This window comes from Hymenobacter aquaticus (assembly GCF_004765605.1).
Lineage (GTDB): Bacteria > Bacteroidota > Bacteroidia > Cytophagales > Hymenobacteraceae > Hymenobacter > Hymenobacter aquaticus.
On record NZ_SRLC01000001.1, the window covers coordinates 319,695 to 345,581 of the forward strand.

22 protein-coding genes and 1 pseudogene are annotated in these 25,887 nt (G+C 66.9%); 7 read left to right on the top strand and 16 right to left on the bottom strand.

What is annotated here, in order from left to right; translation table 11 throughout:
* Positions 1 to 45: 45 nt before the first annotated feature.
* The 9 genes from E5K00_RS01315 to E5K00_RS01355 form a co-directional block, all read right to left on the bottom strand.
* Positions 46 to 786 (bottom strand): DUF1003 domain-containing protein, encoded by a 741-nt coding sequence (locus E5K00_RS01315; protein ID WP_135460908.1) that lies wholly within the window; start codon positions 784 to 786, stop codon positions 46 to 48.
* 9 nt (positions 787 to 795) lie between these two features.
* Entirely contained in the window at positions 796 to 2,331 is a 1,536-nt protein-coding gene (locus E5K00_RS01320) for an MBL fold metallo-hydrolase RNA specificity domain-containing protein (protein ID WP_245328182.1), read from the bottom strand.
* Positions 2,332 to 2,575: 244 nt separating this feature from the next.
* Complete coding sequence (locus tag E5K00_RS01325) at positions 2,576 to 3,457, bottom strand: universal stress protein (RefSeq protein WP_135460910.1); 882 nt, start codon at positions 3,455 to 3,457, stop codon at positions 2,576 to 2,578.
* A gap of 47 nt (positions 3,458 to 3,504) precedes the next feature.
* Entirely contained in the window at positions 3,505 to 4,350 is an 846-nt protein-coding gene (locus tag E5K00_RS01330; RefSeq protein ID WP_135460912.1) for a universal stress protein, read from the bottom strand.
* 50 nt (positions 4,351 to 4,400) lie between these two features.
* The gene (locus E5K00_RS01335; protein ID WP_135460913.1) at positions 4,401 to 5,267 is read right to left on the bottom strand and encodes a universal stress protein; all 867 of its coding nucleotides are present in this window, start codon (positions 5,265 to 5,267) and stop codon (positions 4,401 to 4,403) included.
* An 18-nt stretch (positions 5,268 to 5,285) separates the two neighbouring features.
* On the bottom strand, positions 5,286 to 6,107 hold the full coding sequence (locus tag E5K00_RS01340) for a universal stress protein (RefSeq protein WP_135460915.1): 822 nt from the start codon (positions 6,105 to 6,107) through the stop codon (positions 5,286 to 5,288).
* Positions 6,108 to 6,134: 27 nt separating this feature from the next.
* Positions 6,135 to 6,347 (bottom strand): hypothetical protein, encoded by a 213-nt coding sequence (locus tag E5K00_RS01345; RefSeq protein ID WP_135460917.1) that lies wholly within the window; start codon positions 6,345 to 6,347, stop codon positions 6,135 to 6,137.
* Between the two features lie 23 nt (positions 6,348 to 6,370).
* Positions 6,371 to 7,831 carry a BON domain-containing protein gene (locus E5K00_RS01350; RefSeq protein WP_135460919.1) on the bottom strand — a complete coding sequence of 487 codons (1,461 nt, stop codon included), beginning with the start codon at positions 7,829 to 7,831 and terminating at the stop codon, positions 6,371 to 6,373.
* 356 nt (positions 7,832 to 8,187) lie between these two features.
* Complete coding sequence (locus tag E5K00_RS01355; protein WP_135460921.1) at positions 8,188 to 9,174, bottom strand: 2-hydroxyacid dehydrogenase; 987 nt, start codon at positions 9,172 to 9,174, stop codon at positions 8,188 to 8,190.
* A gap of 106 nt (positions 9,175 to 9,280) precedes the next feature.
* Here E5K00_RS01355 and E5K00_RS01360 point away from each other — a divergent pair, with 106 nt between their 5' ends.
* Positions 9,281 to 10,036 (top strand): LOG family protein, encoded by a 756-nt coding sequence (locus E5K00_RS01360; RefSeq protein WP_135460923.1) that lies wholly within the window; start codon positions 9,281 to 9,283, stop codon positions 10,034 to 10,036.
* Between the two features lie 10 nt (positions 10,037 to 10,046).
* Here E5K00_RS01360 and E5K00_RS01365 read toward each other — a convergent pair whose 3' ends face one another.
* On the bottom strand, positions 10,047 to 10,883 hold the full coding sequence (locus tag E5K00_RS01365; RefSeq protein ID WP_135460925.1) for a DUF6544 family protein: 837 nt from the start codon (positions 10,881 to 10,883) through the stop codon (positions 10,047 to 10,049).
* A gap of 36 nt (positions 10,884 to 10,919) precedes the next feature.
* The gene (locus tag E5K00_RS01370; protein ID WP_135460927.1) at positions 10,920 to 12,413 is read right to left on the bottom strand and encodes an amidohydrolase family protein; all 1,494 of its coding nucleotides are present in this window, start codon (positions 12,411 to 12,413) and stop codon (positions 10,920 to 10,922) included.
* Positions 12,414 to 12,660: 247 nt separating this feature from the next.
* Here E5K00_RS01370 and E5K00_RS01375 point away from each other — a divergent pair, with 247 nt between their 5' ends.
* The 3 genes from E5K00_RS01375 to asnA all read left to right on the top strand — a co-directional run bounded on the left by E5K00_RS01375 (position 12,661) and on the right by asnA (position 15,891).
* Entirely contained in the window at positions 12,661 to 13,485 is an 825-nt protein-coding gene (locus E5K00_RS01375; RefSeq protein ID WP_135460929.1) for a universal stress protein, read from the top strand.
* A 246-nt stretch (positions 13,486 to 13,731) separates the two neighbouring features.
* Complete coding sequence (locus tag E5K00_RS01380; RefSeq protein ID WP_167856702.1) at positions 13,732 to 14,433, top strand: PD-(D/E)XK nuclease-like domain-containing protein; 702 nt, start codon at positions 13,732 to 13,734, stop codon at positions 14,431 to 14,433.
* 420 nt (positions 14,434 to 14,853) lie between these two features.
* Positions 14,854 to 15,891: an aspartate--ammonia ligase gene (gene asnA, locus E5K00_RS01385; protein WP_135460933.1), complete on the top strand. Its 1,038-nt coding sequence runs from the start codon at positions 14,854 to 14,856 to the stop codon at positions 15,889 to 15,891.
* A gap of 142 nt (positions 15,892 to 16,033) precedes the next feature.
* On the opposite strand, the gene E5K00_RS01390 is transcribed toward asnA, so the two are convergent.
* From E5K00_RS01390 to E5K00_RS01410, 5 genes and pseudogenes are all read right to left on the bottom strand, one after another.
* Entirely contained in the window at positions 16,034 to 17,881 is a 1,848-nt protein-coding gene (locus E5K00_RS01390; RefSeq protein ID WP_135460935.1) for an endo-1,4-beta-xylanase, read from the bottom strand.
* Positions 17,882 to 18,271: 390 nt separating this feature from the next.
* Positions 18,272 to 19,288, bottom strand: a complete 1,017-nt coding sequence (locus E5K00_RS01395; RefSeq protein ID WP_135460937.1) for a zinc dependent phospholipase C family protein — start codon at positions 19,286 to 19,288, stop codon at positions 18,272 to 18,274.
* A gap of 132 nt (positions 19,289 to 19,420) precedes the next feature.
* Positions 19,421 to 20,302: a flavin monoamine oxidase family protein gene (locus E5K00_RS01400; protein ID WP_135460939.1), complete on the bottom strand. Its 882-nt coding sequence runs from the start codon at positions 20,300 to 20,302 to the stop codon at positions 19,421 to 19,423.
* Positions 20,303 to 20,516: 214 nt separating this feature from the next.
* Positions 20,517 to 20,759: pseudogene (locus tag E5K00_RS23025) on the bottom strand (FAD-dependent oxidoreductase); the annotation flags it as partial.
* Positions 20,760 to 20,783: 24 nt separating this feature from the next.
* On the bottom strand, positions 20,784 to 24,026 hold the full coding sequence (locus tag E5K00_RS01410) for an AsmA family protein (protein ID WP_135460943.1): 3,243 nt from the start codon (positions 24,024 to 24,026) through the stop codon (positions 20,784 to 20,786).
* Positions 24,027 to 24,262: 236 nt separating this feature from the next.
* Here E5K00_RS01410 and E5K00_RS01415 point away from each other — a divergent pair, with 236 nt between their 5' ends.
* The 3 genes from E5K00_RS01415 to E5K00_RS01425 all read left to right on the top strand — a co-directional run bounded on the left by E5K00_RS01415 (position 24,263) and on the right by E5K00_RS01425 (position 25,786).
* Positions 24,263 to 24,511 carry a hypothetical protein gene (locus E5K00_RS01415; RefSeq protein ID WP_135460945.1) on the top strand — a complete coding sequence of 83 codons (249 nt, stop codon included), beginning with the start codon at positions 24,263 to 24,265 and terminating at the stop codon, positions 24,509 to 24,511.
* Between the two features lie 85 nt (positions 24,512 to 24,596).
* Positions 24,597 to 25,094, top strand: coding sequence for a hypothetical protein (locus tag E5K00_RS01420; RefSeq protein WP_135460947.1), 498 nt, complete (start codon positions 24,597 to 24,599; stop codon positions 25,092 to 25,094).
* A 104-nt stretch (positions 25,095 to 25,198) separates the two neighbouring features.
* Positions 25,199 to 25,786: a hypothetical protein gene (locus E5K00_RS01425; protein ID WP_135460949.1), complete on the top strand. Its 588-nt coding sequence runs from the start codon at positions 25,199 to 25,201 to the stop codon at positions 25,784 to 25,786.
* Positions 25,787 to 25,887 lie beyond the last annotated feature (101 nt).

The window sequence follows — 25,887 nt, forward strand, 5'->3', positions numbered from 1 at the left end:
AGCGCGTGGTGGCCTGCACATTCTGCTGCTTGCGCAGCAGCGCCGCTACGAGGCGTCGGCGTCGGCTGCTTGGGCAATGCGGGCCAGAATGTCGTTCATCATGTCGACCTGAATGCGTTGCAGCTCCAGCAGATCCTGCTGCTGGTGCAGAATCAGGTGGTCGAGCTTCTCGTGCAGCATCCGGATTTCCAGCTCCGACTTCAGATTAATCATGTAGTCTTTGCGGGCCCGCTGCCGGTCCTTGTCTTCCTGCCGGTTCTGGCTCATCATAATCACGGGGGCCTGCAACGCCGCCACGCACGACAGCACCAGGTTCAGCAGAATGAAGGGGTAGGGGTCGAAGCCGGCGCGGCCCAGCCCCCAGGTATTCAGCCCGATCCAGGCCAGCATGGTGCCGAAAAACAGCAGGATAAACCGCCAGCTGCCCCCGAAAGCGGCAATCTGGTCGGCCAGGCGCTGGCCCAGCGTGAGCGGGGGCACGTCGTCTTCCAGCTTGTCGCTCAGGGTGCTGTCGGCCTGCAGGTGGTCGAGCACGGTTTGCTCCAGGGCCGACAGCTCGCCGACTTCGCGCAGCAGGTATTGCTGCATGTACTGGCGGCGGTAGCCGTTCAGCTCGCTTTGGGCCAGCACGTCGTCGGCCGTAAAGTTGGGGTGGGTCTGCCGGATCAGGGCCAGCAGGGCCGGTTGCAGCAGCTGGCCGCTTACCTGCTCCGTGAGCGGAAACTCGCGGCCCGAGCAAGCGCTGACAAAGGTGCGGGGCAGCGTGGGCGGTTGGGCGGGCGTCATGGGCGGGGCTTACAGGCCGGTAAAAAGCACGGCGGAATCCTGGTACTCGGGCACGACGACGTTGGGCCAGCCCCGGTCCTGGCGCAGGGCCAGGGCCAGGCTGGTCGCCGCCGCCGGCTCGCCGTGCACCACGAAGGTGACTTTGGGCGCCTGCTCAAAATTCTGCAGCCAGCGCAGCAGCTCGGTGCGGTCGGCGTGGGCCGAGAAGCCGTCGAGCTCGGCTACGTGGCAGCGCACCGGCACCCATTCCCCGAACATCTTGAGCTGCTGCTCCCCGTTCTGCAGGCTGCGGCCCCGGGTGCCCTCGGCCTGGTAGCCCACCAGCACCACCGTATCCTGGGGGCGGGGCAGGCGGTGGTAGAGGTGGTGCAAAATGCGCCCTCCGGTGCACATGCCGCTGGCCGAGATGATAATAGCCGGCCCGGCCAGCCGGTTCAGGGCCTTGGACTGCTGCTGGTCGCTGACGAACTGCAGCCCCTCGAAGGCAAAGGGGCTGCCCGTGCCCAGGCGGTGGGCCGTGGGGTGGTGCCCAAACAGCTGGGTCACCCGAATGCCCATCGGGCTGTCGACGTAGATGGGCACCCGGGGCACGCGGCCTTCCCGGCGCAGCTTGCGCAGGTAATACAGCAGGGTCTGGGTGCGGCCCACGGCAAAGGCGGCCAGCAGCAGCACGCCGCCCCGGCCCAGGGCCTCATTGACCAACGCGGCCAGCTCGGCTTCCGGGTCCTGGGGCCGGGTGTTCCGGTCGCCGTAGGTCGATTCGACCAGCAGCACGTCGGCGTCCCGGATGGGGGTGGGGTCGAACAGCACCGGGTTGTCGTAGCGGCCCAGGTCGCCGGAAAAAACCAGCTTTTTGTGCTGCCGGGCGCCCTGCACCGTCATTTCCACGATGGCCGAGCCCAGAATGTGCCCCGCGTCGCGAAACACGACCTGCACCTCCGCGTTGATGCTGACCGGCTGATTATACGCCACCGGCTCGAGGTGAAGCAGCACCCGCTCGGCGTCGGCGGTGGTGTAGAGCGGCTCGGCGGGATGGTGCCTGGAGTAGCCCCGCTCGTTGGCAAAGCCCGCTTCCTCCTCCTGTAGCCGGGCCGAGTCGAGCAGCAGGATGCGCAGCAGGTCGGCGGTGGCCTCGGTGCAGTAGATGGGCCCTTGGAAGCCGTCCTTCACCAGCCGGGGCAGGTAGCCGCTGTGGTCGATGTGGGCGTGGGTGAGCACCACGGCGTCCAGGTCGGCGGGTTCCAGCGGCAGGGGCTCCCGGTTGCGCAGGCGCAGCTCCTTCAGGCCCTGAAACAGTCCGCAGTCAATCAGCAGCCGCTGCTGGCCCAGGCGGTGTTGCAGGGTAAGCAGGTACTTGGAGCCCGTCACGCAGTGGGCCGCCCCCAGAAACGTCAGGCTGACGTTCAGCGCGGGCCGGGCCGGGAAGTCGGCCGCGCGCGGCCCGTCGGCCGCCGCCGAGTGGCTGCCTGGGGCCTGAGCCGGGGCGGAGGCCGTTAGGAAAGCGGGAAACTGCGGCAGGGCGGAAAAGGCTGGGGTTGGGTTCATGACTTTCGGAAAGGAGAATAAGGCGCTGGGCAACACCCCGCGGCCGGCCCGCGCGGGGCCGGCGGGAGGCATTGCATTGCGCCAGGATAGAGCAGAGCCCCGCGCCGGAACACGAGCTAGGGCCTGCTCTTCTAGTATATGGCCGGACAAGCCGGCCCTCTTTCGGTTGGGAAAAGCAGCCTGATTGCCGCTGCCCCGGGTGCCGGGCTCGTGGGCACGGGCCCGGCATCCGGAAAGGTGGGCGTTAGTGGACCGCGGCCGTTTTGCGGCTGCCCGGCCCGCCCGGCTTCACTTCGGTGGCCGTGGGCAGCACCAGCACCGGCACCGGGCTTTGGGCCAGCAGCCGGGCCGTGACGCTGCGGTGAAACAGCTCGCCGAGGTAGCTCCGCTCCCGGGCCAGCACGATGACCATGTCGGCCTGGGTATCCTGCGCGGCCCTGAGCAGGCCCGCGTCGGAGTGGTGGTGCACGTAGCCCCGCAGCTCGGGCGTGGTTATTCCTTCCACCAGGCCACTGGTTTGCACCGCGCGCAGGGCCGCCCCGCACCCGGCATCGTCGGCGGTGGTGCCCGATACGTGGGCTACCACCACGGCCGTGCCCAGCGTGGCCAGCAGCTGGCGCAGGGGCCGGGCGTTGGGGCCGAGCAGGAATGGCTCCCGGTCGGCGGCAATCAGGAAGCGGCGGGGTGGCTCCTGCACCGCCGCGCCGCGCGGCACGACCAGCACGGGATACTGCAGGGTGCGCAGCAAATCGGCGCAGTCGGCCTCCACGCTGGCCCCGGCCCCGCCGGGCTCGGGCTGGCCCAGCACAAACAGCACCGGGTGGTGGCGCTTGGCCAAATCCTGCGCCACCACCGGCAGCAGGTCGGTGGTGATTTCCACCGTGGCCGGCGTGGTCAGGCCCTCGGCCTGCCGGTAGAGGGCGGCGGCCGTTTCGGTTTGCCGGCGCAGCTCATCCTGCCGAAATTCCTCGCCCAGCATCTCGTAGGGGTCAAACATGGAGGCGCGGTTGACGTGCAGCAGCACCAGGGAGGTTTGCAGCGCCTGGGCTAGCGTATCGGCGTAGCGGACGGCCTGGCGGGCTCCCTCGTAGAAACCGGCGAAGGCAATGATGGTCAGTGACGACATGGCAGCAGCAGCTAAGGAATGAGTGAAAAAACCGGGTTTGGGGCAACTTAGGCCGGGGTGTCGGCGCGCTGCGCGGGCAGCAGCAGGAGCGGCACCGGCGTGTGGCGGGCCACGTAGCCAGTCACGCTGCCGGTGAAGAGTTTGTGCAGCCAGCCGTGGCCCTGGTCAAGCAGGGCCAGCACATCGGCCTCCAGCTCATCCACGCCCTGCAGAATGCCCGAGCCCGCCTGCTGCCCGAGGACCTTGTGGAGTCCGCACCGGGGCATGGCCGCCGCCAGCCCGCTGGTCTGCGCGGCCCGCAGCCCGTCCCAGCCGCCCGCCCGCTCGTGCGCGTCCAGCACCGTTACGGCCACGATATCCGGGCCCAGGGCATCGAGCAGCGGCGCCAGCGCCGTTGCGCCCGGGGTCAGCCGGAAAGGCCGGTCTTCCAGGGCCAGCGCCAGCTGCCGGGGTGGGCGCAGGCCGCTGGCCGGCAGGTGCTCGGGCACCAGCAGCACGGGGCAGTCCACGCGTTGGGGCACGGCCAGGACGCGGTTGCTTAGCCAGTCGTCGAGCAGGCCGTCGGTGGTGGTGAGGCCGGCCACGAGCAGCTGGGGCCGGTATTTCTCCACGGCCTGGCTGACGGCCAGGTCCCAGGAAGTGTCGAAAACCTCGGCCGTGGCCGGCACCGGCAGGGCGGCGGCCAGCTGGTCGAGCCGTTGGCTGGTGCGCTGCCGGTACTGCGTGTCGGGCACGGGCAGGGTCAGGCCAAAATCCAGGGGCACGGGCTCCGGGGAATACACGTGTACCAGGTGCAGCTCGGCCGGCAGGGCGGCGGCCAGGGTGGCGGCATACCGGCGGGCCCGCTCCGCGGCGGCGGAGAAGTCGGTCAGAACAACAAGGCTGGAGTTCATCGGAATACGGCAGCTTAAGGGTGGCGGAGGGAACAGTAACCGAGCTTTCTTCAGCTCAGATTCGGCATCCAGTCGGGCACCTCGGGCGCGGCGGCCGGCAGCAGCAGCACGGGCACCGTGGCGTGGCGCAGCACCTGGGCCGTGACGCTCTGGTGAAACAGCCGGCCCAGAAAGCTGCGGGGGCGGGCAATGAGCACCAGCACCTCGGCCTGGGTATCGACGACGGCCTGTAGAATCCCGGCCGCGGGCGTCACTCCCGACTCCTCGTAGAGCTCCAGCGGCTGGTCGGGCAGCAGCCGGCTCAGATGCACGTTGGCCAGGGCCCGCTGGCCCGGAAAGGCCTGTTGCTCGCCGGGCACTACCACGTGCACCACCGTAGTGGCCGCCTGCCAGGCCTGCAGCAGCGCAGCCGCCTCGCGGGTGGTGGCGTTGGGCGTGAACTCCTCGGCATCGACGGCAATGGCAATGCGGCGCGGCAGCTTGGTTAGCGGCGCCGGCTGCTCGGGCACCAGCAGCAGCGGCCGGTGGGTAGTGCGCAGCAGGGCCTGGGCCTGGGTGTGCGGCAAGTGGCCGAACGGGTGGTGCTCCTGGCTCAGGCCCAGCACCAGCAGCAGCGGCTGGTAGCGCCGCACGGCATTGGCCACGGCTTCCGGCAGGGCTTCCACGGCCGCTACCACGGTGGTATCGACGGGAAACGGCAGGTGATGCACCATAGCTTCCAGCGCCACGGCGGCCTGGGCCTGGTCCGTGGCCTGATTCACCAGTACTTCGGCCAGCTCCGGGGCCAGTACTGGCGTGGCGCACTGGTGCAGCAGCGTGAGGTGGGGGCGCAGTGGGGCCGTCAGCAGGGCGGCCGTGCGCACCACGTGCTCAGCGGGGCCCGCAAGGCTGGTCAGGACAAGAATGGAGGGAGGCATAACGAGCGGGTGTGGCGGTTAATCTTCGGCGGGCAGCACCAGCACCGGAATTGGGCTTTCCTGGAGCACCTGGGCCGTAATGCTGCGGTGAAACAGGCTGCCCAGCAAGCTGTGGCGCCGGGCCACCACCACCACGACATCGGCTTCCAGACGGCCGGCTTCCTGCAGAATGCCGCCCACGGCGGTGCGCTGCGACACGTCGTGCACCTGGCTTTCCGTCAGCTCGTCGGCCAGCTCATTGGCGCGAATTTCCTCCAGCACCTCGGCGGCTCCCGGGCGGGCGTGCTCCTCGTCGGTGACGTGCACGATGTCCAGGGTGCCTTGCGTGGCTTCCAGCAGGCGGCGTATCACATCCTGGTGGGAACACAGGCGGAAGGGCTGCCCATCGACGGCCAACAGGAAGCGCCGGGGCGGAAACGAGTCCCACCCCACGGTGGGCACTACCAGCAGCGGGTAGGGCGCGTTGCGCAGCAAATCCATGGCCGTGCTGGTAATGACCTCCTGGGGCGTGGTGGCCGAGCCGGGCCTGCCCAGCACCAGCAGCAGCGGGTGGTGGTGGCGCACGGCCTGCTGCACGGCGTCGGGCAGAAAGCTGTCCGAAATATCAACTTCGGTCGGTACGGGCTGCTCGGCGGCCAGGTGCTGCAGGGCGTGGGTGGTCTGGCTTTCTCCCTGCCGGGTATGGCGGGCGTGGTATTCTTCCGGGGCCAGCAGCCCGTCGCGGCGCACGTGCAGCAGCACCAGCGGGGCCCCCAGCGGCACGGCCAGCTGCGCGGCGTAGGAAAGGGCCCGGTTGGAGACGGCGAAAAAATCGGTCAAAACGACAAGTGAGGGAGCCATAACAGTCAGGTGAGAAGATGCGGAAAATCAGGCGTTCGGGGCTGCCGCGCCCGGGGTGGGCGGTGGCGGCGCGGCCGGGTTGTTGGCACTCAGTTCCGGCGCGGGCTGCCAGTCGGCCACTACCAAAAGCGAGTCGGCCTGCTGGGCCAGGTGCAGCGTGGCCGGGCTCGTAGGCCCCGGCCCGGGCCGCATTCCCGGCCGGTGGGTGCGGGAAGAGGAGAAGCGGGCGGAGAATCTCATGGCGCGTCCTGCAAAGCCGCCGCTCACAAGGAGGGCTTGTCCATCAGCACGCGCAGGTGGTTGTTCACGTCGCGGGCGCCCACTTCGTAGGCTTCGCGGGCCGCCAGCCGCCGCTCCAGCCAGGTATCGACGGTGCCGGTCAGCGTGGCCCGGCCGTTTTCCACCCGCACTTCCACGTCCTGGTCGTGCAGGCTGGCCGACCAGAAAAAGCGGGTGCGGATGCTTTCGGCCAGGGCGTGGTCGGGGTCGGGGCTGGCGGCGTGCCGGGCGGGGGCCGCGCGCAGAAAGTCGGGCCACGCGGCGTCGGGGCTTTCCTGGCCGGCCACCAGCACGCGGTTTTCCACGTCCAGCACGCCATTCACGCTGGCGGCTACCAGGCTGGCCTGCTCCTGCTCAAAATGGTTGTCGACGCGGCCGTAGAGGTACACTTTGCCATTGTGCACGTTTACCGTGAAGCTGAAGCGGTGCACGTAAGGGTCCCGGGCCAGGGCGTCGACGATGGTCTGCTGGATGTCGCCGTCGGGGGAAACCCGCTCGGTGCGCACCTTCAGCAGGTTGTGCACGTCCCACACGCCCACCACGTTGCGGGTATCCAACTCGGCGGCCTGCTTGGCCCGCAGGTTGCTCACGGGTCCGCTCAACGTCACCACGCCGTCGCGCACGCGCACCATCGGGTGGTAGGCCCGCACGCGGGGGTCGAGGCGGAGCACGTCGCGCACGGCCTGGGCAATGGCCTCGTCGGGCTTGGGGGCAAACTTCTCCTGGCGCAGCTCCCGGCCCAGGGCCCAGTACGCCACGAACAGGTCGCGGGCATCTACGCGGGTCGCGCCGGCCTGGTAGGCGGTGGCCACGATGCGGGTTTTTTCCGCCGCCGTGCCCACCGTGCCGGCCAGGTGCACTACCCGCTCGTTGGTGCGCACCTCCACCAGGGCGCTGTTCACCTGAATGTCCCAGTCGAGCTGCTCCCGGATCTGGGTGGTGATTTCCGCGTCGGAGTTCTGGATTTCGCCGCCCCGGATGCGGAGCTGCTCCTCCCGGATCTGCCGCACGCCTTTCACGCCGCGCAACACGCGCAGCACCAGCTGCTTTTCGGCCCAGGTCTGCACCGTGCCGGCCAGCGTCACTACCCCGTCGTGCACGGTGCAGCGCACGTCGTAGTCGTTGGTGGCCGCATCGTCGGTCAGGGCCTGCTCCACGTCGGTCAGCAGCCGGGCGTCGGGCACGTCTGAGGTCTTGATAACCAGCTCGTTGATGACTCCGCGCACCCCGCGCACGGCCAGGGCTATTTCCTCGGCGCGCTCCCGGGCCAGCAGGTTGTCGGCCGAGCCGGTCAGCTCCACGATGCCCTCCCGGGTGGCGACGTCAATCAGGTGGGAGTTCACGCCCTTCTTGGTCAGAAAGAACATGTCGATGGCCGCGGTAATGTCCGCGTCGGCCACCTGCTCGGCCGGGGCCGAGGGCGTTAAGGTTTCAGAAACCAGCATGGGTACAGTAGGTTAGGAGGCAAAAGGAGCACAACATGGCCGGCCCGCGCGCGGCCCCGGGAGCCGGAGCCCGTTAGGCGGCGGTGCGCTGGTGGGTGCCGCGCAGATACATGCTGGCCAGGGCCAGGGCGGCAATCAACAGGGCCGAAAGCAGGAAGGAGGGCGTTATCATAGCGGTAGTCGGTTAGGGGCCGGGTGGCCGAAGGGAAGAAAAGAACTACTCCAAATGACGCCAATCGGGCGGGGTAACGCCCTGACTAACATTATTTTGCTGACTGACTTTCGTCATGTATACTTTCCGGTCGCCTCCGGCCCGGCGCCCACCGGTTGCCGCGCGGCTGGTGCCGCCGGGGGCGCTACAGCTCGTGGGCGGCCGGCTGGTTTTGCTCCCAGGCATCCAGGCTGGCGGCCGTGGTGGCGGCAATGTTGCCCAGCGCCTCCCGGGTCAGAAAGCCCTGGTGGCCGGTCACCAGCACGTTGGGGTGGGCCAGCAGCTCGGCCAGCAGCGGGTCGGCGGGCGGCTCGTGCGAGTGGTCGGCGAAAAACAGGCCCTTCTCATGCTCATACACGTCCAGCCCCAGGTAGCCCAGCTGCCCGGCTTGCAGGGCCGCCAGGGCCGCGCGGGTGTCGAGCAGAGCGCCCCGGCCGGTGTTGATGAGCATGGCTCCCGGCTTGAGGCGGGCCAGCAGCTCGGTAGAAAACAGGTGGTGGGAAGCCGGCGTCAGGGGCGCGTGCAGGCTCACGATGTCGGCGGCCGCGCACAGCTCCGGCAGCGGCACGTACCGCAGGTCGTAGCGCCGGGTAAGCTCCGGGGTCGGGGCCACGTCGTAGCCCAGCAGCCGGCAGCCAAAGCCGTGCAGAATCTTGGCCAGTACCCCACCGATCCGGCCGCAGCCCACGATGCCCACCGTTTTGCCGTGCAGGTCGAAACCCAGCAGCTGGTCGAGGCGGAAGTCGGCGCGGCGCACCTGCGCGTCGGCTTGCCGCAGCTGGCGGTTCAAGGCCAGCATCAGGGCCACGGCGTACTCGGCTACGGCGTAGGGCGAATATTCGGGCACGTTGCTGACCCGCAGCCCCAGCCGGTGGGCCGCCTCGGCATCCACCTGGTCGTGGCCGGCGGCCCGCACGGCCAGGTAGCGCACCCCCAGCGCGGCCAGGCGCTCCAGCACGGGGGCCGCCGCCGTGTCGTTGGTGAAAATCACGACGGCCTCGCTGCCCCGGGCCAGTTCGGCCGTGGTCAGACTCAGCGCTTCCGGCCGCCAGTGCACCGTGTGGCGGTTTGCCAGGGCCGGTTCCAGAAAGGGCCGCTCGTAGTCCCGGGCGCTGAAGATGGTAACGTGCATAGAAAAAGGGAATAAGAGAAAAAAGAAAAGGAACTGCCCGGGGGAAGATGATTACGCTTCCCCCCGGAATTATCGATTATTGCGGCGCGTCTCACACTGCTTTGTAATGGCCCCGACGACTTCTCCACCACCCGGCCCGGCGGCTGGCCGCGCCGAGCGCCGCTTTCTGGCCGGCCCCCGCAGCCGCCGCACCGAGCTACGCTTTCTCTGGACGGTGCTGCGCGAGTTTGTGCGCGGCTTTCGGGCCCTGCACTTCGTGGGGCCCTGCGTGTCGGTGTTCGGCTCGGCGCGGGTGGCCGAAAACTCGCCGTATTATGCCCTGGCCCGGCAGCTGGGCGCGGGCCTGAGCCGCATGGGCTTCACCGTGCTGACCGGCGGCGGACCCGGTATCATGGAGGCCGCCAACCGCGGGGCCCGCGAGGCGGGCGGCCCTTCCGTGGGCTGCAACATCATCCTGCCCCACGAGCAGCAGCCCAACGCCTACCTCGACCGGTGGCTGGCCTGTCGCTATTTCTTCGTGCGCAAAGTGTTGCTGGTCAAGTATTCCTATGCCTTCGTGATTATGCCCGGCGGCATTGGTACCCTCGATGAGCTGTTTGAGGCCCTGACCCTGATTCAAACCAAGAAGATTCTGGATTTCCCGGTGGTGGTGGTGGGCCGGGCTTACTGGCAGCCGCTCACCCTGCTGCTCGCCCAGATGGAGCAGCAGGGCATGGTAGCGCCCCTGGACCTGCGGCTGCTCACCTACACCGACTCGGTGGAGGAGGCCCTGGCCCATATCGAGCAGCACGCCGTGGTCAAGTTCAAGCTGGTAGCCCGGCACCGGCCCCGGCCGCGGCGCTGGTGGTGGCTGGGCGAATGAGCCTATATAATTAGGGAAAAGGCTGGAGCGGGTCGTAGTCCAGCCTTTGCACCACGAAACGGGCGTAGGGCTGGCGCTGCCCGTCGTTTTGCACCCAGCTGCCTTCCAGCACCGTGGGCACCCACTGGCCGTGCCAGTCGCGGTAGTGGGTGGCGCGGCCCTGCCAGGTCAGCAGGCCGGCGTCGCCCTGGTAGCGCTGGGTTTCGAACTCCGTCAGCTCGTCCTGCTCGTTGAAGCGCACCCGGTACGATACGGTCAGGCCCTGGTGCTGCAAGGTGAGGCGGGCCGAGTGCTCGTCCAGGCTGGTCCAGCGCAGGTGGGCGGAAGGCAGCAGGGCGGTGGGCAGCCACACACACTCGCCCAGCCAGCGCAGCAGCTCCCCCTGGTCGTAGTGGGGGCCCTGGCCGTGGAGCAGCGGCACGGCCCCGAGCAGCAGCACGCGCAGGTGGCCGCGGCCGTCCACGTATTCGTCGCGGGCCGTAAACTGCCGGGTGCGGCCCTGCCAGATAAAGCCGGGCGGGTCGGCCCGCAGGTATTGCTCCCCCTCAATAGCAACCCAATCCTTCCCCAAATCGGTTTTGAACTGGCCGGTATGGCGCAGCCGCACGCCGCGCCGGTAGGGCTGGCCCGGCCGCAGCACGCGCCGAAAATAGCGCTGCACGGGGGCCGGCAGCCCCCGCAGCTGTGCTTCCTCATACACCGGGGGCGCGGGGTCGGGGGCCGGGGCAAACAGCCGGGTTACATCCTGCCGCAGCTGCCGCGCCGCCCACGCCCGGCCCAGCCACACGGCCGCCACCGGCAGCGCCAGGGCCGCCGGGACGAGCAGGGCAATGGTTTTCTTTTTCATCTGGCCAGACGCAGTGAGCAGGCGGCGGGAAAACTGTTAACGCGTGGCGGCAGTAGAAACGGCCGGACTTTGCTGGGCCGCCCGCTCGGCATCGGCCGCCAGCGCGGCCAGCGCCGCGCGGTCGTACAGGCGGCCGCGCAGCACCACGGCCCGCACCTGGCGCAGGTTGCGGATGTCGTCGAGCGGGTTGTCGTCGAGCAGCACTAAGTCGCCGTGGAAGTCAACGTCGATCTGGCCCTGCTCGTAGCGGTGCCCCGTGGCGGCGGCCGGCACCACCGTAGCGGCTCGCAGGGCTTGCGCGGGCGTCAGGCCGGCGGCTACTAAGTGCTCCAGCTCGTTGAGTAGGCCGCTGCCGTACCCCTGGAAAGGGTGGGCCCCGCCGGCATCCGACCCGGCTAGTAGCGGCACGCCCTGCCGCTGCAACGTGGCTATCAGGTGGTTCTGCAAGGAATCCAGGGTCCGAAGCTGGGCCTCCTGCTCCGGTCCGCGCGCTGTGCGTCGGTCGGGGCGGGCCTGCTCCCGGTGGCGGCGGACGCCGGCGGGCAGGTAGCGCAACCGGGCCGCGTTGGCCGCCGCTGCGGGAAGTGCGCTGGCAGTGGCTTGCAGCAAGGGCACCACAAATGCTTTTTCCTGCACCAGCGCCTGCGCCAGGTGAGCCGCGCGGCTGGTGCTGAAGGTAGTAGCCAGGGCCGCCTGCCGCAGGCGGGCCAGCTCGGCCAGCGTGGCGCCGGATTGTGCCTTGGCCAGGTAGTGAATCTGGGCGGCTACCAGTTCCTCTTCGCGGCCAGAGCAGCCAAGCAGCAGCTTATCGGCCGGCTCGATGATCTGGTGGCCGGCGGCTACGGCCTGCAGGGCCGTCACCGATTCGGGAATGGGGCCCACCAGCGGGACGTGCCACGTCTGGGCGGCGTCGGCAATGCCCATATAGGCGTCCCGGGAAAGCTGCGGCGACGACTGCAGGGCCCGCCAACCCTGTTGCAGGCGGGCGGTGGCCCATTCTTCGCCCTGCGCGTAGGTGGTCGGAAACGCCCCGGCTTCCTCGCCGAGGGGAGCGTCGAAGGAGGCGCCGGCCAGCTCAATGCGCGGCCCCACGCGCTGCCCGGTTTCCACGGCCTGCACGGTGGCCTGCAAATCGGCCCGCGTGCGGCCCGTGTTCAGCACCCGGATGCTGGTAATGCCGGCGGCCACGCACCGGGGCAGGGCTACCTGCTCTTCGGCGGCTGATGCCAGGGCGTGGGTGTGCCCGTCCCACAGGCCCGGAATCAGGTATTTGCCCCGGCCATCAACGCGCTGCACGGCCCGGCCCGCCGGGGCCCGGTGGCCCACCGACACGATGCAGCCGTCCAGAATCACGACCGTCTGATTCGGCAGCACCCGCTCACTCACCACGTCCACCACGTTCACGTTGGTAATGACCAGGGAGCCGGCCGGCGGCAAGGTAGGGGCCGATTGCACGGGGCGCTGGCAGGCCGCCGGCTGCGCGGTCAGAAAGAGAACCGCCAGGAGCAGAGACGTAATAAGCTGGTTCATGATGCGGTCAGATCAAAGGGTGGATGCGCGGGTAAGCCGCCGAAAACAGCCCGGCCGGCAGCGGGTGACTATTGGTCCGTGCGCGAAAAACAGGCTTGGTAACCAATAGAATACCAGGGCAAAAATACCGCTAAGCCGACGCCGGGAGCATGATGAAAATCAGGTTAAGCCCTAACCTTCGGCATGTTCCGGCCCGGGCAAAGCCCGGTTCTTTGTCCTGCACTTCTTTCCCTATACTTGCTGCGCTATGGCTGTTTCGCTGCTGATTCTGACCGACTTCTTCCAGGCCGCCAACCGGGCCCTGGATTACGCCAGCAACCTGGCCGGGGCCATTGGGGCCCGCCTGGTGCTGCTGCACGTGCGCCGCGACTCGGTGCTGGACCCGGAAATGTTTACCGGGCAGCTGTCCAACCTGAGCAAGGAAGCCATTGACCTGGCCCTGAGCAGCGTGGCTCACAACCTGGCGGTGCCCGTGGTGGCCGAAATCGGGCACGGGCGGGTGGCCTACGCCGTAGCCGACGCCGTGAGCCGGCACCACCCGGCCCTGGTCGTGCTGGGCCGCCCCGACTACTCCGACATGCCCGATGAGCTGGTGCAAAGCACCTCGCTCGACATTCTGCGCACCTCGCCCTATCCCATGCTGGTCGTGCCGCATACCCTGGCCTCGACCAAGCCGCCGCGCCGCCTGCTGCTGGCCGTCGATGGGGAGGATTTTTCGCTGGGCGAACACGCCGGCGCCGCCCGCCGCCTGCTCGCGGCCCTGGATGCCGAGCTGACCGTGCTGCACGTGGCCACCAGGCCCACGCCGGCCGAGCCCGACCCGGCCGTGTGGGACTCGGTGCTGCAAACGGGCCTGGCCGTCGACCTGCCCACGCAAGTGCACACGCGCACGGTGCGCTACCGCAGCGCGGCCGAGGGTATTCTGCAGGTCGCCCGGCCCGAGGAGTTCGACCTGGTCGTGCTGATTGCCCGGCCCCGCAGCTTTTTGGGCCAGCTGTTTCACCAGAGCGTCACGGCCCAGGTGCTGCTGCGCAGCCCCATTCCGGTGCTCGTGCTGCCGGCGGCCGAGTAACGCCCCGCAGTGTTGCCCGTCGCGCTTCTTGCGGTCGAAGCACAAGCGTAAGGCGGAACTGGCGCTGGGCCTAGCGCGCCCCGGCGGGCGTTTTTTCGGGCTGCTGAGCAAGAGCAACGTAGCGCCCCGGCCGGGCCCAATATGGGCCTGCCGGGGCGCTGCCGCGCCTGGGCAAGCTACCGCAGTGGCGAAAATATCGTAGACTTCCGGGACAATGACCCGGTTCTGGTTGTTGCCTTATTCGCTATGCCTACAAACGACTCCTTTCGTCGGCCCGACCTGCTCCGGCTGCCCTACGACGACTACCGCGCCCTGCCCGCCATTGCCAACTCCGACCTGTCGCGCCTGCGCGATGCCCTGAACGGCCGCTACCAGAAATCCTCCTCCCTGACCGGGGCGCTGGGCCTGGGTACGGCCTTCCACACCGCGCTGCTGGAGCCCGAACTCTACCAGGCCGGCCAGCCGGGCATCAACGACACGCTGATCTGGTGGATGGTGGAAGGCGTCAAGCTCAACCCCTACCTGCTGAACCTGCTGGAAAACGGCGTGCCCGAGCCCAGTTGCATCTTCACCGAGCCCACCACCAACACCGTCTGCAAGCTGCGCGCCGACCTGGTAGCGCCCACCACCGACCGGGGCTACACCATCGTGGACTTCAAAACCACCATGGCCCGCGACTACAACCACTTTCTGGCCCAGTGCAGCGGCTACGACTACGACCGGCAGGCCGCTTTTTACCTCGATGCCCTGCAGGCCGACCGATTCCTGCTCGTGGGCGTGCAGAAAGTGGAGCCCTTCAGCGTATTCACGGTAGAAGTGCCGGCGCACATGCTCGACGAAGGCCGGGCCAAATACCTGCGGCTGCTGCGTATGCTGCTGCCCGAAGCCGAACTGCCCGGCTACGTGACCGAGGCCGTGCGGGAAGTGCGCGACGGGCTGATGGGCTAGGCCCGGGTAGGACTGTACCCGCTTCTGACGGTATTATGGCCGCTATTTTGAAAAAAAATAATTAAAAACTGAGGCAATATTTGGTTGTCTTAATTATTGTTTCTTTATTAGCAACGCAAACGACAATAGGCACCCATCATGCAAGTTTTCAGCAGCAGCTTTTTCGCCAATAACTCGAATAATAATCTATTCCGGGAATGGAAGGCTGTTGTTCATATAAAAGAAAAAAGAGCAATGATCCAGTTATAAGCCTTCCATCGTTTTGGAAGGCTTTTTTTTTACCTAACTATTTAATTATTCATTAAACACTATGCTGGAAAAAATAAAAACTGCCTTGTAGGCGGACGGCATTTTATTGCCTTTTCCGTCCCGATTTTCACTGACATCTACATTCAAACAAAACCAAAAACTTTTTTACGCATGGAAACTACCTTCACCCCCGGCGTCCTGACGACGCCCGCCGACTTGCTGAAAACCGAAGAGGCTATCAGCTTCGTCAAAGACAGCTTCGCCAAGGAGCTGAGCCGCCAGCTGAGCCTGGTAAAAGTATCCTCGCCCATTGCCGTGCTCGACGGCACCGGCATCAACGACGACCTGAACGGCATTGAGCGCCCCGTGCACTTCCCCATCAAGGCCCTCGACGAGCGCCGCGCCGTGGTGGTGCACTCCCTGGCCAAGTGGAAGCGCGTGCGCCTGCAGGAGCTGGGCATCGAAGCCGGCAAAGGCCTGCTGACCGACATGCGCGCCCTGCGCCCCGACGAAGACTATTCGCCCATTCACTCCATCTACGTGGATCAGTGGGACTGGGAAAAGCACATTAGCCCCGAGCAGCGCACCATTCCCTTCCTCAAGGCTACGGTGGAGAAAATCTACTCGGCCCTGAAAACCACGGAGTTGATGGTGTGCGAGCAGTATCCTGAAATTGAGCCGGTGCTGCCCGAAGCCATTACCTTCATCTACGCCGAGGACCTGCTCCGGCAGTACCCCGACCTGACGCCCAAGCAGCGCGAGCACGAGGCCGCCAAGGAGTTTGGCGCCATCTTCCTGATCGGCATCGGCGGCGAGCTGAGCCACGGTGAGGCCCACGACGGCCGCGCCCCCGACTACGACGACTGGAGCACCCAGAACGAAGCCGGCCACTACGGACTGAACGGCGACATCGTGCTGTGGCACCCCGTGCTGGAAACGGCTTTCGAAGTATCCTCGATGGGTATCCGGGTCGATAAAACGGCCCTGACGCGCCAGCTGGAGCTGCGCGGCTGCCCCGAGCGCAAAGACCTGCACTTCCACAGCCTGCTGCTCGCCGACGGCCTGCCCCAGAGCATTGGCGGCGGTATTGGTCAGTCGCGCGTGGTAATGTTTATGCTGCGCAAAGGCCACATCGGCGAAGTGCAGGTAAGCATCTGGCCCGAGGCCGTGCGGCAGGAATTGGCCGCTAGCGGAATCGAGCTGCTGTAATTTAGTAAGCCGCAAAAAAGAATAGCCGTGTAAAGAAATTTACACGGCTATTCCTGTTGCTAATCAGTACGAAAGTTAATTTAAAATCGACTGCAACGCAGCTGCGTTTATCGTAATAGCTCCGCCTGATTTCGGGCTTATTTTATTGTATGGTCAGCTTTTTAGAGGAAATAGTCGTGCCGCTGAGCAGCTGTACTATGTATAAGCCCGGCCGCAGATTTAATTTAATAGCTACAGAAGATTGATTGCGCGGCGCTATTTCCCGCAGCAGCTGCCCCCGCATATCCACCACCCGAATGGTATGTACATTCTCGGTGCCTCGCAGCGTGAAATAGCCGTTGGTAACCGGGTTGGGATACAGGCTGACGGCCGAGTTGTCGGCGGGAGTGGTGGCCAGGGTAGTGGTGCGCACGTAGCTGCGGAGCCAGACCAGGGCCGTACGCTCGGTGTTGTCGTCGTTGACGAGCTGCGCACCCTGGGCCGTGCGCCAGTGGCCGGGGCGGTAGCCCCACATCGTGACGCCCTTCACGGCCGGGTGCTCCCAGAAAACCGGGAATACGCGCTGGTACTCGGCCAGCTGCACCTGGTCGTCGAGCTGCCCGGCGGTGTTCACGCCGTCGATATCCAGCTCGGTGATGTAGAGCGGCAGGCCCGCCGAGGCCAGCAGGTTCAGGTTGGCGGTGAGCGTGGCGGCGGGCGTGGGGCGGGTAGAAAAGGCGTGGCCCTGAATGCCGACCACGTCAAGCAGGTTGCGGGCCTTGAGCAGGTTCACGATGTCGAGGTAACGCTGGGCGCTGGCGCTGGTGTTTTCCACGCTGTAGTCGTTCATCATCAGCTTGGTGGAAACCGGGAAATACTGGCGGGCCAGCTGGAAGGATTTGATAATCCAGTCCCAGCCCGTGGCGCCGCTGCCGCCCAGCGCGTTGAGGTAGTTGCCGCCGCCCCCAGTGGTGTTCGGGGGCTGGTGGGTGGGCTCGTTCACTACTTCCAGGAAGTCGATGGCGGGGTAGCGCTGGGCCACGGCCGCAAACCACTGGTTGATTTCGGTGAGCTGCTCGGCGGCGGACAGCGTCTCCATCCAGGTGGGCTGCTGACTGCCCCACACCAGCACGTGCATGCGGAAGGGGTAGCCATTGTCCTTGGCCAGCTTGTAGGCCGCGTCCAGCTCGGTCCAGTTCATCACGTCGCGGGTGCCTTCCACGCTGCCCCACTTGCCGGCGTTTTCGGGCACTACCTGGTTCCAGTAGGCCGTGAAGTTGGGCAGCTGCGGGGTGCTGTACACGCCGCCCAGAAATTTGGGCTTGCCCGTCGCCAGCGGCGGACCCACCGGCGTAAACGGCGGCGGGGGCGGATTGACGGAGCCCTGCTGCCCATTGTCGAGGTTGGTGACGGTGAAGTACAGGCCCGTTTGCCCAAAGACGACTTTGTCGATGTCGAAGCCGTCTTCGCGGGCCCCGAGCTGGAAAATCTGCGTGAGGTTGCCGGCCGTGACGGTAAAGGAAATCGGCGTTTCCGCGCCCCCGATTTTCGACATGTTCACCCATTTCCAGACGTTGCTCTGGGCTGAGCCGGCCCCGTCCACCACCTGGGAGCCGGTGGTGTAGCCCACGCCCGCCACCTGATTGATGGTAATCCAGTCGTTGTCGTTGGTGGGCGACTTGAGGCCGAAGCCGTTGCCGTAGTAGAAGCTGTCGTCGTTGGCCCCGGCGCTGCCCACCCGCACGCGGGCGTAGAGGTCGTAGGTGCCGGGGCCGGGGAAGGTGACGCTGTAGGTGGCCACGCGGGCCGCGGTGCCCGGGTTTTGGGCGGCAATGGTGGCCGTGGGCACCACCGAAATGTACTGCACGCCGGCCTGGATGGGCGAGGTCCAGTCGGTGCCCAGGGTGCCGGTTTCGGCCTGCTGCACCACGGGCGCATTCTGGGCCTGCGCGGCCGTAAGACCGGCAAAGAGCAGTGCCGGGGTAAGAAATAGGAGTCGAGGTTTACGCATGTGGGAGGAAGGATGGAGGTTGAGGTAAAGTATGCGGCGGCGACTTGGCCGGAGGGCCGTTCAAACCGCCGTAGAGACTAAAAATACGGTCCGGAGCTTTCGGTGGAATGGCCTGTAAAGCAGATAATTAGCAGAAAAACTATGCAACCGTTTGTGATAGGGAGTTGCAAACGGTTGTGATAGGCAGGCGGGAGAAAATAATTGTTACTCAGCGTTAGTAAGCGCGCACTCACCCAGTAAGACCCTCAGTAATTACCGACTTGTTGTGGTAGTGCAGTCTGGTGTTCCGGCCACCGGAATCAAAACCGGCCGGACGCAAAAAAAGCCTGTTTACGCGCACCGTACTGGCGCGTAAACAGGCTGAGAAAATGCGTCGGCTTCAGCCGCGGCTTAGAACTCCATAAACGAGGAGAAATCGACCAGCTTGCCGGTTTGAAGCAGCTTGAGCTCCTCTTTCAGGTTGGCCTGGCTGCTGCGGGTCGTGTACTCGGTGTCGAGCTTGGTCAGGTCGGGCTTACCGGCGTTGACCCAGGCCGTGTACCAGTAGTTGGCCGCGGCCTGGGCGGCGGTGCGCAGCTGCCGCTCTTCCATGCGCTTGAGGGCCTTGTGGAAGCTTTCGGTGTAGGCCGCCGTGCGAATGTTGCTGTTGAACACGTTCTTTTTGGGCTGGCCCTGGGCATCAACCTCCAGCACGCCAGCGGCCGGCGTTTCGGTTTGCAGCTTTTTCTCAATGGCCAGCAGCGTATCGGCCGAGGCGTGGCTCTGGGCAATCAGGCGCCAGGTTTCGGCCACCGGGTCCTGAATCAGCTGGGGCTCCTTGAGCTTGAAGTTGTAGGTCTTGCCGAACTTTTCCACCATCTGCGACTCGTAAAAGGCGTGAATACCCTTCTGGCCCGTGAGCTGCCCGTCGTGGTTCTGGGAGGTGTGCAGGGGCTGGGTGGCGTCGCCGAGGTAGTGGCCCAGGTCGGCGGCAATGAAGAGAATGTCTTCCTTGCGGCCGTTTTTCATGGCGGTGGTCAGCTTGCCCAGCATGTCCTGAATAAACCAGGGCAGGCGGCCGTTTTTATCCAGGAAAGCCGGCTCGTACTGGGCGTAGGCCTCCTGCGAGGTCTGGGGCAGCTGGCTGATGGGCTGGTCGCCGTAGTCTTCCAGGTCGATGAAGTGGCGCGGCCCCTCGGCGCGGTCGTTGAGCGTGTACTTGCGCAGGTCGGGCACCACCGACTCCTGCACTATGAAATCGACGTGGTTGTAGAAGAAGGTGCGTAGGGCTGGCGGCAAGGCCAGCACCGCCGCGCGGTTGATTCGCTCGTGGCCCCAGGTGCCCCAGGCAAACAGGATGGAAGGTGCGGTCAGCAGCAGCGCCGTAACGGCCAGCGCGCGGCGGGCCCGGCGGGTGAAATGTTGCATAGTGGGTGGATGTTGAGAACAGACAAGAAGGCAAATGTCCGGGCTTTAGGGCCAGAAAAAAAGCCTTCCGCCCGAAAAGCGCCGCCCGCCGTTTCGGATGCCTTAAGCATCCAATTTCGTGTGGGTTGACTACTATTTTTTGCCTTCTTCCAACGCTTCATCTGCCGGCCCCAGCAGCTGCCGGGCCACTGCGTCGGCGCTGGCCAGGGCGGCTTCCACGGTGCCCATAGCGGGGCCTTCGTACAGCCCTTCGCCGGCAAAAAACACGGTGTCGGCCAGCGGCTCACTCAGCACCCGGCGCGCCCCGGCCGAGCCGACGGTGGCGTAGGCGTAGGCCCCGCGGGCAAATGGGTCGGCGCCCCAGTTCACGACGCGGTGCGCCACCAGCTGGGGCCGGAGCCAGGCGGTAGAGGTGCCGAATAAGTACGCCAACGATTCGAGGGCCTGGGTGAGGACGTCCTCGTCGGGAGTGGCGCGCAGCCGGGCGGCGGCGGGGCCCGCCACCCAGCCCGTGAGCAGGGCGCGCGGGTCGGGCAGCTGGCTCCACCAGGTGGGCACGGCGGCATCCGAAAACAAAAAGCCCAGGGCCGGCATGGCATGATGTAACTCCTTCGACTCCTGCTCCCAGAACGGCCACTCAAATTCCAGCAGCACCTTGACCACCGGCCCAAACCCCAGCGCTTGAGCCGCCGCCCGCCGCTCGGGAATCTCGGGGACGAAGGCGACGTAGCCCAGCGTGCCAGCTTCGGCCTGCAATACGCCCAGCGGCACCGTAACCAGGGCCTGCGGGGCGGAGTAGCGGCGGTTGTGGTCGCACCGGATTTCCACCTGCCCGCGTTGCCACCGGATAGTTTCCACCACGGTCGAGAGCTGAATCCGGCCGCCCGCGTCCTGCACCTGCCGGGCCAGATATGCCAGCAGCGGCCCGTAGCCGCCCACCGGCCGGGGCGAATCCTCGGCCCCGCCCCCCCGACCACTCCGCGCGCAGGGCAAACGAGCTGGCCCGGCGGGCATCGGCCGCGTCGTAGCCCTCGGCGAAGCGCGTCACGGTGAGGCGCAGCTGCTGGTAGTCGTCGCCGGGGAAGTGCGTAGCCAGGAACTCGGCCAGCGGCACGTCGTGGGACAGGGCGTGGAGCTTTTCCAGCAGCAGGGGCATTTCCTCCAGGAAAGTTTCGGTGGTCTGGACCCGGCCGGCCAGCACCTCGTAGGTGTCGCCGCCCATGTCGTGGCAGTCGGTATGCAGGTCGGCCAGCAGCTCGCGGGTCAGGGGTACGTCGCCGTGCAGAAACTCGGCCCCGGCCTCGGTGGGGCCCGAAAAGCCGGCGTCGGTGAAGGTGTGGACCCGCCCGCCGATGCGGCTGCGGGCTTCCAGCACCAGCACGCGCCGGCCGGCCTGGGCCAGGCGGCGGGCCGCCAGCAAACCGGCCGCCCCCGCGCCGATAATCAGAATGTCAGCGTCAAATTCAGTCATAAAAAGAATAGAGAGAAAAAAGCCTCAGCGCAGCAGCCGCAGGGTGGTGTCGAGGCGCTGGGTGAGCAGAATCTGGCGGAGCTGCTGCTGCAACAGGGCCTGCTGCTGGCGCTGCTCGTTGCCCTTGAACAGGCGCACGGAGTAGCGGGTGCCGGCCGCCGGCCGCTGCAGGTTGATGTAGGTGAGCTTGTGGTTGGGGCGGCGCAGTGGCTCACTCTGCTGAATCCGCTCGATGCGCTTGTCGTTGTCGCCGAACAGGGCCTGCATCGGGTTCAGGCCAATGTAGAGGTTGGCGCGGCCGTCCAGGAAGTAGTTGCCGCTGACCTGCATGTTGCTCAGGTTGCTGTTCAGGTTCAGGTTGGGAATCAGCAGCTCGCCCCGGTTGAGGACGAACTCACTGCTGAAGGGCTCGAAGAACAGGTGGCGGGTGCGCTCCTCGCGCATGAATTTCAGGGCCTGCGACAGGGCTTCCACGTTGAGCAGCTCCAGGTCGCGCAGGTCGGCCTTGAGGTAGCAGCGGGTTTGGTCGAGGCGGGGCAGGAAGGCCGAATCCAGGTCGGTGTGCAGGTCGGTGGCGCAGCGCATGCTGCCCCGCACGTTGTCCTGCTCGGGCACGCTGAGGCCAATGGCGGTGCCGGCGGCCAGCAGGTCGGGCAGCTCCACGTCTTGCAGGCGCATCTGCACGTGCAGCGGGTGGTGGTGGCGGTCCACGTTGAGCAGCATGCGGCCCCGCAGCTCAATCGTGCCCTGAAATGCCTGCAACGAGCAGTTATCAACCCGGGCCACCCCGTCGCGCAGGTGTGACTCCAGCGCGAAGCCGCGGCCCCGCACGGCCCCGTAGTTTACCCGGTCGGCCTGCACCCGCACCACGGCCCGCAGAATGCCGTTGGTGAGAATGGAGCCCGGCGCCTGCTGCTGCCGCCGGGCGCGCCGCTCGGCCCGCCGCTCGACCAGCGCGGCCGGCAGCGGCACCGACTTATCCTCCGGATTCAGGCTGGCCAGCAGCAGCAGCAGGCGCTGCACGTCGAGGGTGGCGTAGCGCAGGTCCAGGTTTACGTGGGCGGCCCGCAGGCGGGTGCCGTCCAGCCGGATCAGGGCCGACGCCTGGCCGGTGCCGCCCCGGCTGGTGGCGAAGCTCAGGGCGGGCAGGTTGATTTCGGAGCCGTTTTTACGCATCTGCACCCGCAGCCGGCGGATGTTTTCACTGCCTTCCAGCTGCAGGGTCTGGATGTTCCAGGTCAGCTCGCCGTTGGCGGCCAGCAGCAGCTCGCGCAGGGCCGGGCTGGCCGGGGCGGCGGCCGAGCGGCGCGGCGGGCGGGCCAGGCGGGCCACGAGGCGGCGGTAGTTCATCGTGTCGAAGTCGACGGCCAGGTGAAACTGGATGGGCGCCACCTGTTGCAGCGTATCGGTGGGCCACGACACCCGGCCGTGCACCGTCGCGCCCCAGATGCGGGCCGCCAGCTTATCGAGCTGCACCTGCTGGCCGTCGTGGTGCACCGTGGCGGCTACCTGCTCGAGCGTGTCGGTGGGCAGCACGAGGCGGGTGCAGCGCAAATCCACGTTCAGGCGCACGCCCGGCGGAATCAGGCTGCCGCCCAGGGTGGCCAGCTGGTTGGAGGCCGTGGCGGCCCGCTGCCGGGCCACCTGCCGCGTGCTGGCCGAGGGAGGGCGTAGCAGCTCGCGCAGGCGCTGCACGCGCAGCTCTTCCACGGCAAAGCGGCCGACCACGGCCATGTTGAGCGCCTGGCCGGTCACGTAATCCAGCAGGCCCGTGGTGGTAGCTGAGGCCCGAAACCGCATCTGGTCCAGCACGCCCGAGGCGTGGGAAAGCGTCCAGATACTGTCGCGCAGGCCGACGCGCACGTTCAGGGCGGAGAAGTCGGCCCGGCGGCTCAGCACCACGAACGACGCGTCGCGCAGGGTCACGAAGCCGCGCACCGACAGGCTTTTCTGGGCGACTGCCAGGTCGGTGCCGTCGTCGGTGGGGGGTAGCAGGCCGTGCAGGCGCACGTCCATTTCGGCGGTGCCGTGGCGGGCCTGCCACCGGCCGGGAGCCAGCACGGCGGCCAGCTGGGGCAGCTCGGTTTTGCCCCGGAAGCGCCCACTGACGAAGGGCCGGGAAAAGTCGCGCAGCGTGAGGGCCACGTTCAGCTGGCCGGCCGAGGAGTAGAGGCGGCAGTGCTGCACGGTCAGCACGGTGGTGGTCAGGTTGTGGGCCGGGCCGTTGTCGTAGGTAGCCAGCAAATCCCAGTGGTTGATGCGCCGGGCCGAGCCGGGCCACAGCAGCTGGGCCCGCCGCAGCGAGAAGGTGAGAATGTTGCGCGGGCGGCGGGTGGGGCCGGTCAGCCCCGAAATCTGGTAGCGGATGCGGGCTTTGCTGGGGCTGGTGGCCTCGGCGAAATAGGCCGTCTGGCTGGGCGGCAGCGCGGCCCGCAGCACTTCCATCAGGGGCTGCTGCCCGTCGAACCGGAAGTTGAGGCGGGTGCCGGGCTGGTTGGCAATGGTGCGGTGGGAGCCCCGAATCCGGATGGTGTCGCCGTTGAGCGTGGCCCGAGTGTGGTGGAGCGTGCCCTCGTGCTTTTTAAACTCCAGCGCGTAATTGACCGAGGCCCACACCGGCTTGCGCCGGAACAGCGTGCCCCGGTTGTTGCGCAGATAACTCAGCTCGCCGTGCAAGGTGCCGTGGGCCCGCAATACTCCTTTGGCAATGGTGGCCGACAGGTGAGCCCGCCGCACTTCGGCCCCGAAGGCGCTGTGGGCGTAGTCGTTGCGGGTTTGGATGCGGAAGTGGTGCACCAGCAGGGAGTCCAGGGCAATATCGAGGGGCGGGCCGGTGCCGGCGCTGGTGTGGCGGCGCTTGCCGTGCAGGCCCCAGCTGCGGCCCAGCGAATCGACCCGCTCCCGGAAATCCACGTTCCAGACCACCAGGCGGGTGATGCGCACCTGTTTGCGCACCAGGCTGGCCAGCTCCAGACGCAGGTCGGCGCGGCCCACGGCCAATACCGGGTGCTGCTGGCCAAACGAAGTATCGGTGAGGCTGACGTGGTGAATGGAGGCCGTCAGGTGGGGAAAGTCGCGCCAGGGCGAGAGGGTAACTTCGAACGGGGCCAGCACCAGCTCCGAGTTGCGCCTCACCTGCTGGCGCACCCAGTGCTCCAGCTGCCGCTGACCCCAGCGCGTGCCCAGCAGCCAGCCACCCAGGCCCAGCGCAACAAGCATCAGCAGGAATCCGGCCAGCAGGAAGCGCCGGAAAAGCAACAATTTCATACAGCAGGCCGCTACTTCCGGGTGCGGCACCGCCGCCGCTTTGGTTCAGGCAGGAATTACCTGACATACGGGAAAAGTAAGGCCGTAGCTGCTTCCGGGCAAGGGCCCGGCGGCCGGATCAGGAACAGAAAACGCCGGGCCGGGGGCAACGGGCTTGAAAATCAACCCGGAATAGCCGGCCTACGTTGTAAGCGCAACGTTTGTCGTACCCAACCGCCCGCCGGGCACCCTTCCTGATGACGCTTCCCGCCCCAACCCCCGCACCCGCCGCGCCCACCGACCCGAAAGACAAGTCCCAGCAGCAGGGCCCCACCCCCGATACGGCGCCCACGCCGGCCCCCGCGGCCCCGGAACCGGCCGAGCCCATCGAGCCAGCTTCATCCGATACCGCCGCCGCCGACCCCGCGCCCGATACGGCCGCCGCCAGCGCCGACGAGTTGACCGACCCCGGCGCCAGCTCCACCGACGACGCGCACCCGCTGTAGCCCGCCCCGCCCGATGGAATGCTTTGGCCGGAGCCGGGGTTTTGCCGGAGTTCGCGCATCTTTGCCGCTCTACCTACTCTGCTGAATGAACTACCTGCTGCTTTCCCTGGCTGGCCTGCTGGCGCTGCCGGCCCTGGGTCAGAAAAAACACGTGCCCGCCCGCAAGCCGGTGCACGCCACGCCGGTGCGGCCCGTGCCCGTTGCGGGGCCCCAGCCCATCCTGGTTTCCCTGGCCATGCTGCAGGGCAAATGGCAGTCGGTGGACGACAAGCGCGAGTTCTGGATTGTGAAAGGCACCGAGCTGACGATGCGCTACGTGACCAGCGGCACCAGCACCGACGACGACGTGCTGCGCCTGCAGGTGACGGATACCTGCGCGGCCACCTGCGCAACGCTGGCCGCCCACACCGTGGCCAAGGGCGACTACCTGGCCGTCGTCGACGTGGCCTGTAGCGCCCCGCTGTGCTACAGCGTGGTCGACGTTTCGGCGGCCGCCCTGACCCTGAGCTACACGGCCCGGGGCAACACCCTGCGGTTTCGGCGGGTGAAAGAGGCCGTTGAGCCAAAGCTGCGGCTGCCGTAAAACGAAAAAACGCAATTTTGCCGGGCCGCAGCCGAGGTGCGCCTAAAGTGCGTAGGTTGGCCGGCGCAACTCCCGTGTTTTCTCCCGCCTATTTTTTTACCCCGATGAAGTTTTCCTCCCTGACCCTGGCGGCTGCCAGCGCCCTGCTGCTGGCCAGCTGCAACCAGACGCCTCCCGCCGCCGAGCAAACCAGCCCCGACGCCACCACCGCCACCGCGCCCGCCGCCGATACCGCGGCGGCCCCCGCCGCTGCCGCCGCCGACACGGCCACCGCTGCCGCGACTCCGGCCGCGGCCCCCGCCGCCAGCACCACCGAAAACCTGAAAATCAGCTTCAGCTTCAAGCCCGGCCCCAGCTCCGAAGAGCGCAAAACCAGCGCCCACCTGCTGCTCAAAGGCTCCAAAGACCAGGACATCGACCTGGGCCAGTTCAGCGGCAAGCCCGACGTGGTCGACAAGGCGAAAGCCAAGCTGGCCGGCTTCCCTGGCGACATGCTCATGGGCTTCCGCAGCTACGACCCCGGCTCGGGCACCAGCTACGATCTGGCCGTGATGAACGTGGGCGGCCGTACGCTGCGCATTGTGCAGCGCAAGGTGGAGGAGACGGCCGACAAGGCTCCCGAATTCCAGACCTCGCGCGAAATTCCGCTGCCCGCCAATGCCGTAGTGGCCGTGGCGCCCAGCAAGAAGTAGTTTTTGCGCCGGCCCGGCGCCGCGCCTCCAGCCCGGACGGGGTGAAGCGCTGCGTAAAAAAAGCCCCGCTGACCTAGGTCAGCGGGGCTTTTTGGCGGGGC

What these genes read in the sequence shown, in the direction of transcription:
- E5K00_RS01315 (WP_135460908.1), bottom strand. Translation starts at nt 786, where the DNA reads ATGACGCCCGCCCAACCGCCCACGCTGCCCCGCACCTTTGTCAGCGCT.
- E5K00_RS01320 (WP_245328182.1), bottom strand. Translation starts at nt 2,331, where the DNA reads ATGAACCCAACCCCAGCCTTTTCCGCCCTGCCGCAGTTTCCCGCTTTC.
- E5K00_RS01325 (WP_135460910.1), bottom strand. Translation starts at nt 3,457, where the DNA reads ATGTCGTCACTGACCATCATTGCCTTCGCCGGTTTCTACGAGGGAGCC.
- E5K00_RS01330 (WP_135460912.1), bottom strand. Translation starts at nt 4,350, where the DNA reads ATGAACTCCAGCCTTGTTGTTCTGACCGACTTCTCCGCCGCCGCGGAG.
- E5K00_RS01335 (WP_135460913.1), bottom strand. Translation starts at nt 5,267, where the DNA reads ATGCCTCCCTCCATTCTTGTCCTGACCAGCCTTGCGGGCCCCGCTGAG.
- E5K00_RS01340 (WP_135460915.1), bottom strand. Translation starts at nt 6,107, where the DNA reads ATGGCTCCCTCACTTGTCGTTTTGACCGATTTTTTCGCCGTCTCCAAC.
- E5K00_RS01345 (WP_135460917.1), bottom strand. Translation starts at nt 6,347, where the DNA reads ATGAGATTCTCCGCCCGCTTCTCCTCTTCCCGCACCCACCGGCCGGGA.
- E5K00_RS01350 (WP_135460919.1), bottom strand. Translation starts at nt 7,831, where the DNA reads ATGCTGGTTTCTGAAACCTTAACGCCCTCGGCCCCGGCCGAGCAGGTG.
- E5K00_RS01355 (WP_135460921.1), bottom strand. Translation starts at nt 9,174, where the DNA reads ATGCACGTTACCATCTTCAGCGCCCGGGACTACGAGCGGCCCTTTCTG.
- E5K00_RS01360 (WP_135460923.1), top strand. Translation starts at nt 9,281, where the DNA reads ATGGCCCCGACGACTTCTCCACCACCCGGCCCGGCGGCTGGCCGCGCC.
- E5K00_RS01365 (WP_135460925.1), bottom strand. Translation starts at nt 10,883, where the DNA reads ATGAAAAAGAAAACCATTGCCCTGCTCGTCCCGGCGGCCCTGGCGCTG.
- E5K00_RS01370 (WP_135460927.1), bottom strand. Translation starts at nt 12,413, where the DNA reads ATGAACCAGCTTATTACGTCTCTGCTCCTGGCGGTTCTCTTTCTGACC.
- E5K00_RS01375 (WP_135460929.1), top strand. Translation starts at nt 12,661, where the DNA reads ATGGCTGTTTCGCTGCTGATTCTGACCGACTTCTTCCAGGCCGCCAAC.
- E5K00_RS01380 (WP_167856702.1), top strand. Translation starts at nt 13,732, where the DNA reads ATGCCTACAAACGACTCCTTTCGTCGGCCCGACCTGCTCCGGCTGCCC.
- asnA (WP_135460933.1), top strand. Translation starts at nt 14,854, where the DNA reads ATGGAAACTACCTTCACCCCCGGCGTCCTGACGACGCCCGCCGACTTG.
- E5K00_RS01390 (WP_135460935.1), bottom strand. Translation starts at nt 17,881, where the DNA reads ATGCGTAAACCTCGACTCCTATTTCTTACCCCGGCACTGCTCTTTGCC.
- E5K00_RS01395 (WP_135460937.1), bottom strand. Translation starts at nt 19,288, where the DNA reads ATGCAACATTTCACCCGCCGGGCCCGCCGCGCGCTGGCCGTTACGGCG.
- E5K00_RS01400 (WP_135460939.1), bottom strand. Translation starts at nt 20,302, where the DNA reads ATGCCCGCCGGGCCAGCTCGTTTGCCCTGCGCGCGGAGTGGTCGGGGG.
- E5K00_RS01410 (WP_135460943.1), bottom strand. Translation starts at nt 24,026, where the DNA reads ATGAAATTGTTGCTTTTCCGGCGCTTCCTGCTGGCCGGATTCCTGCTG.
- E5K00_RS01415 (WP_135460945.1), top strand. Translation starts at nt 24,263, where the DNA reads ATGACGCTTCCCGCCCCAACCCCCGCACCCGCCGCGCCCACCGACCCG.
- E5K00_RS01420 (WP_135460947.1), top strand. Translation starts at nt 24,597, where the DNA reads ATGAACTACCTGCTGCTTTCCCTGGCTGGCCTGCTGGCGCTGCCGGCC.
- E5K00_RS01425 (WP_135460949.1), top strand. Translation starts at nt 25,199, where the DNA reads ATGAAGTTTTCCTCCCTGACCCTGGCGGCTGCCAGCGCCCTGCTGCTG.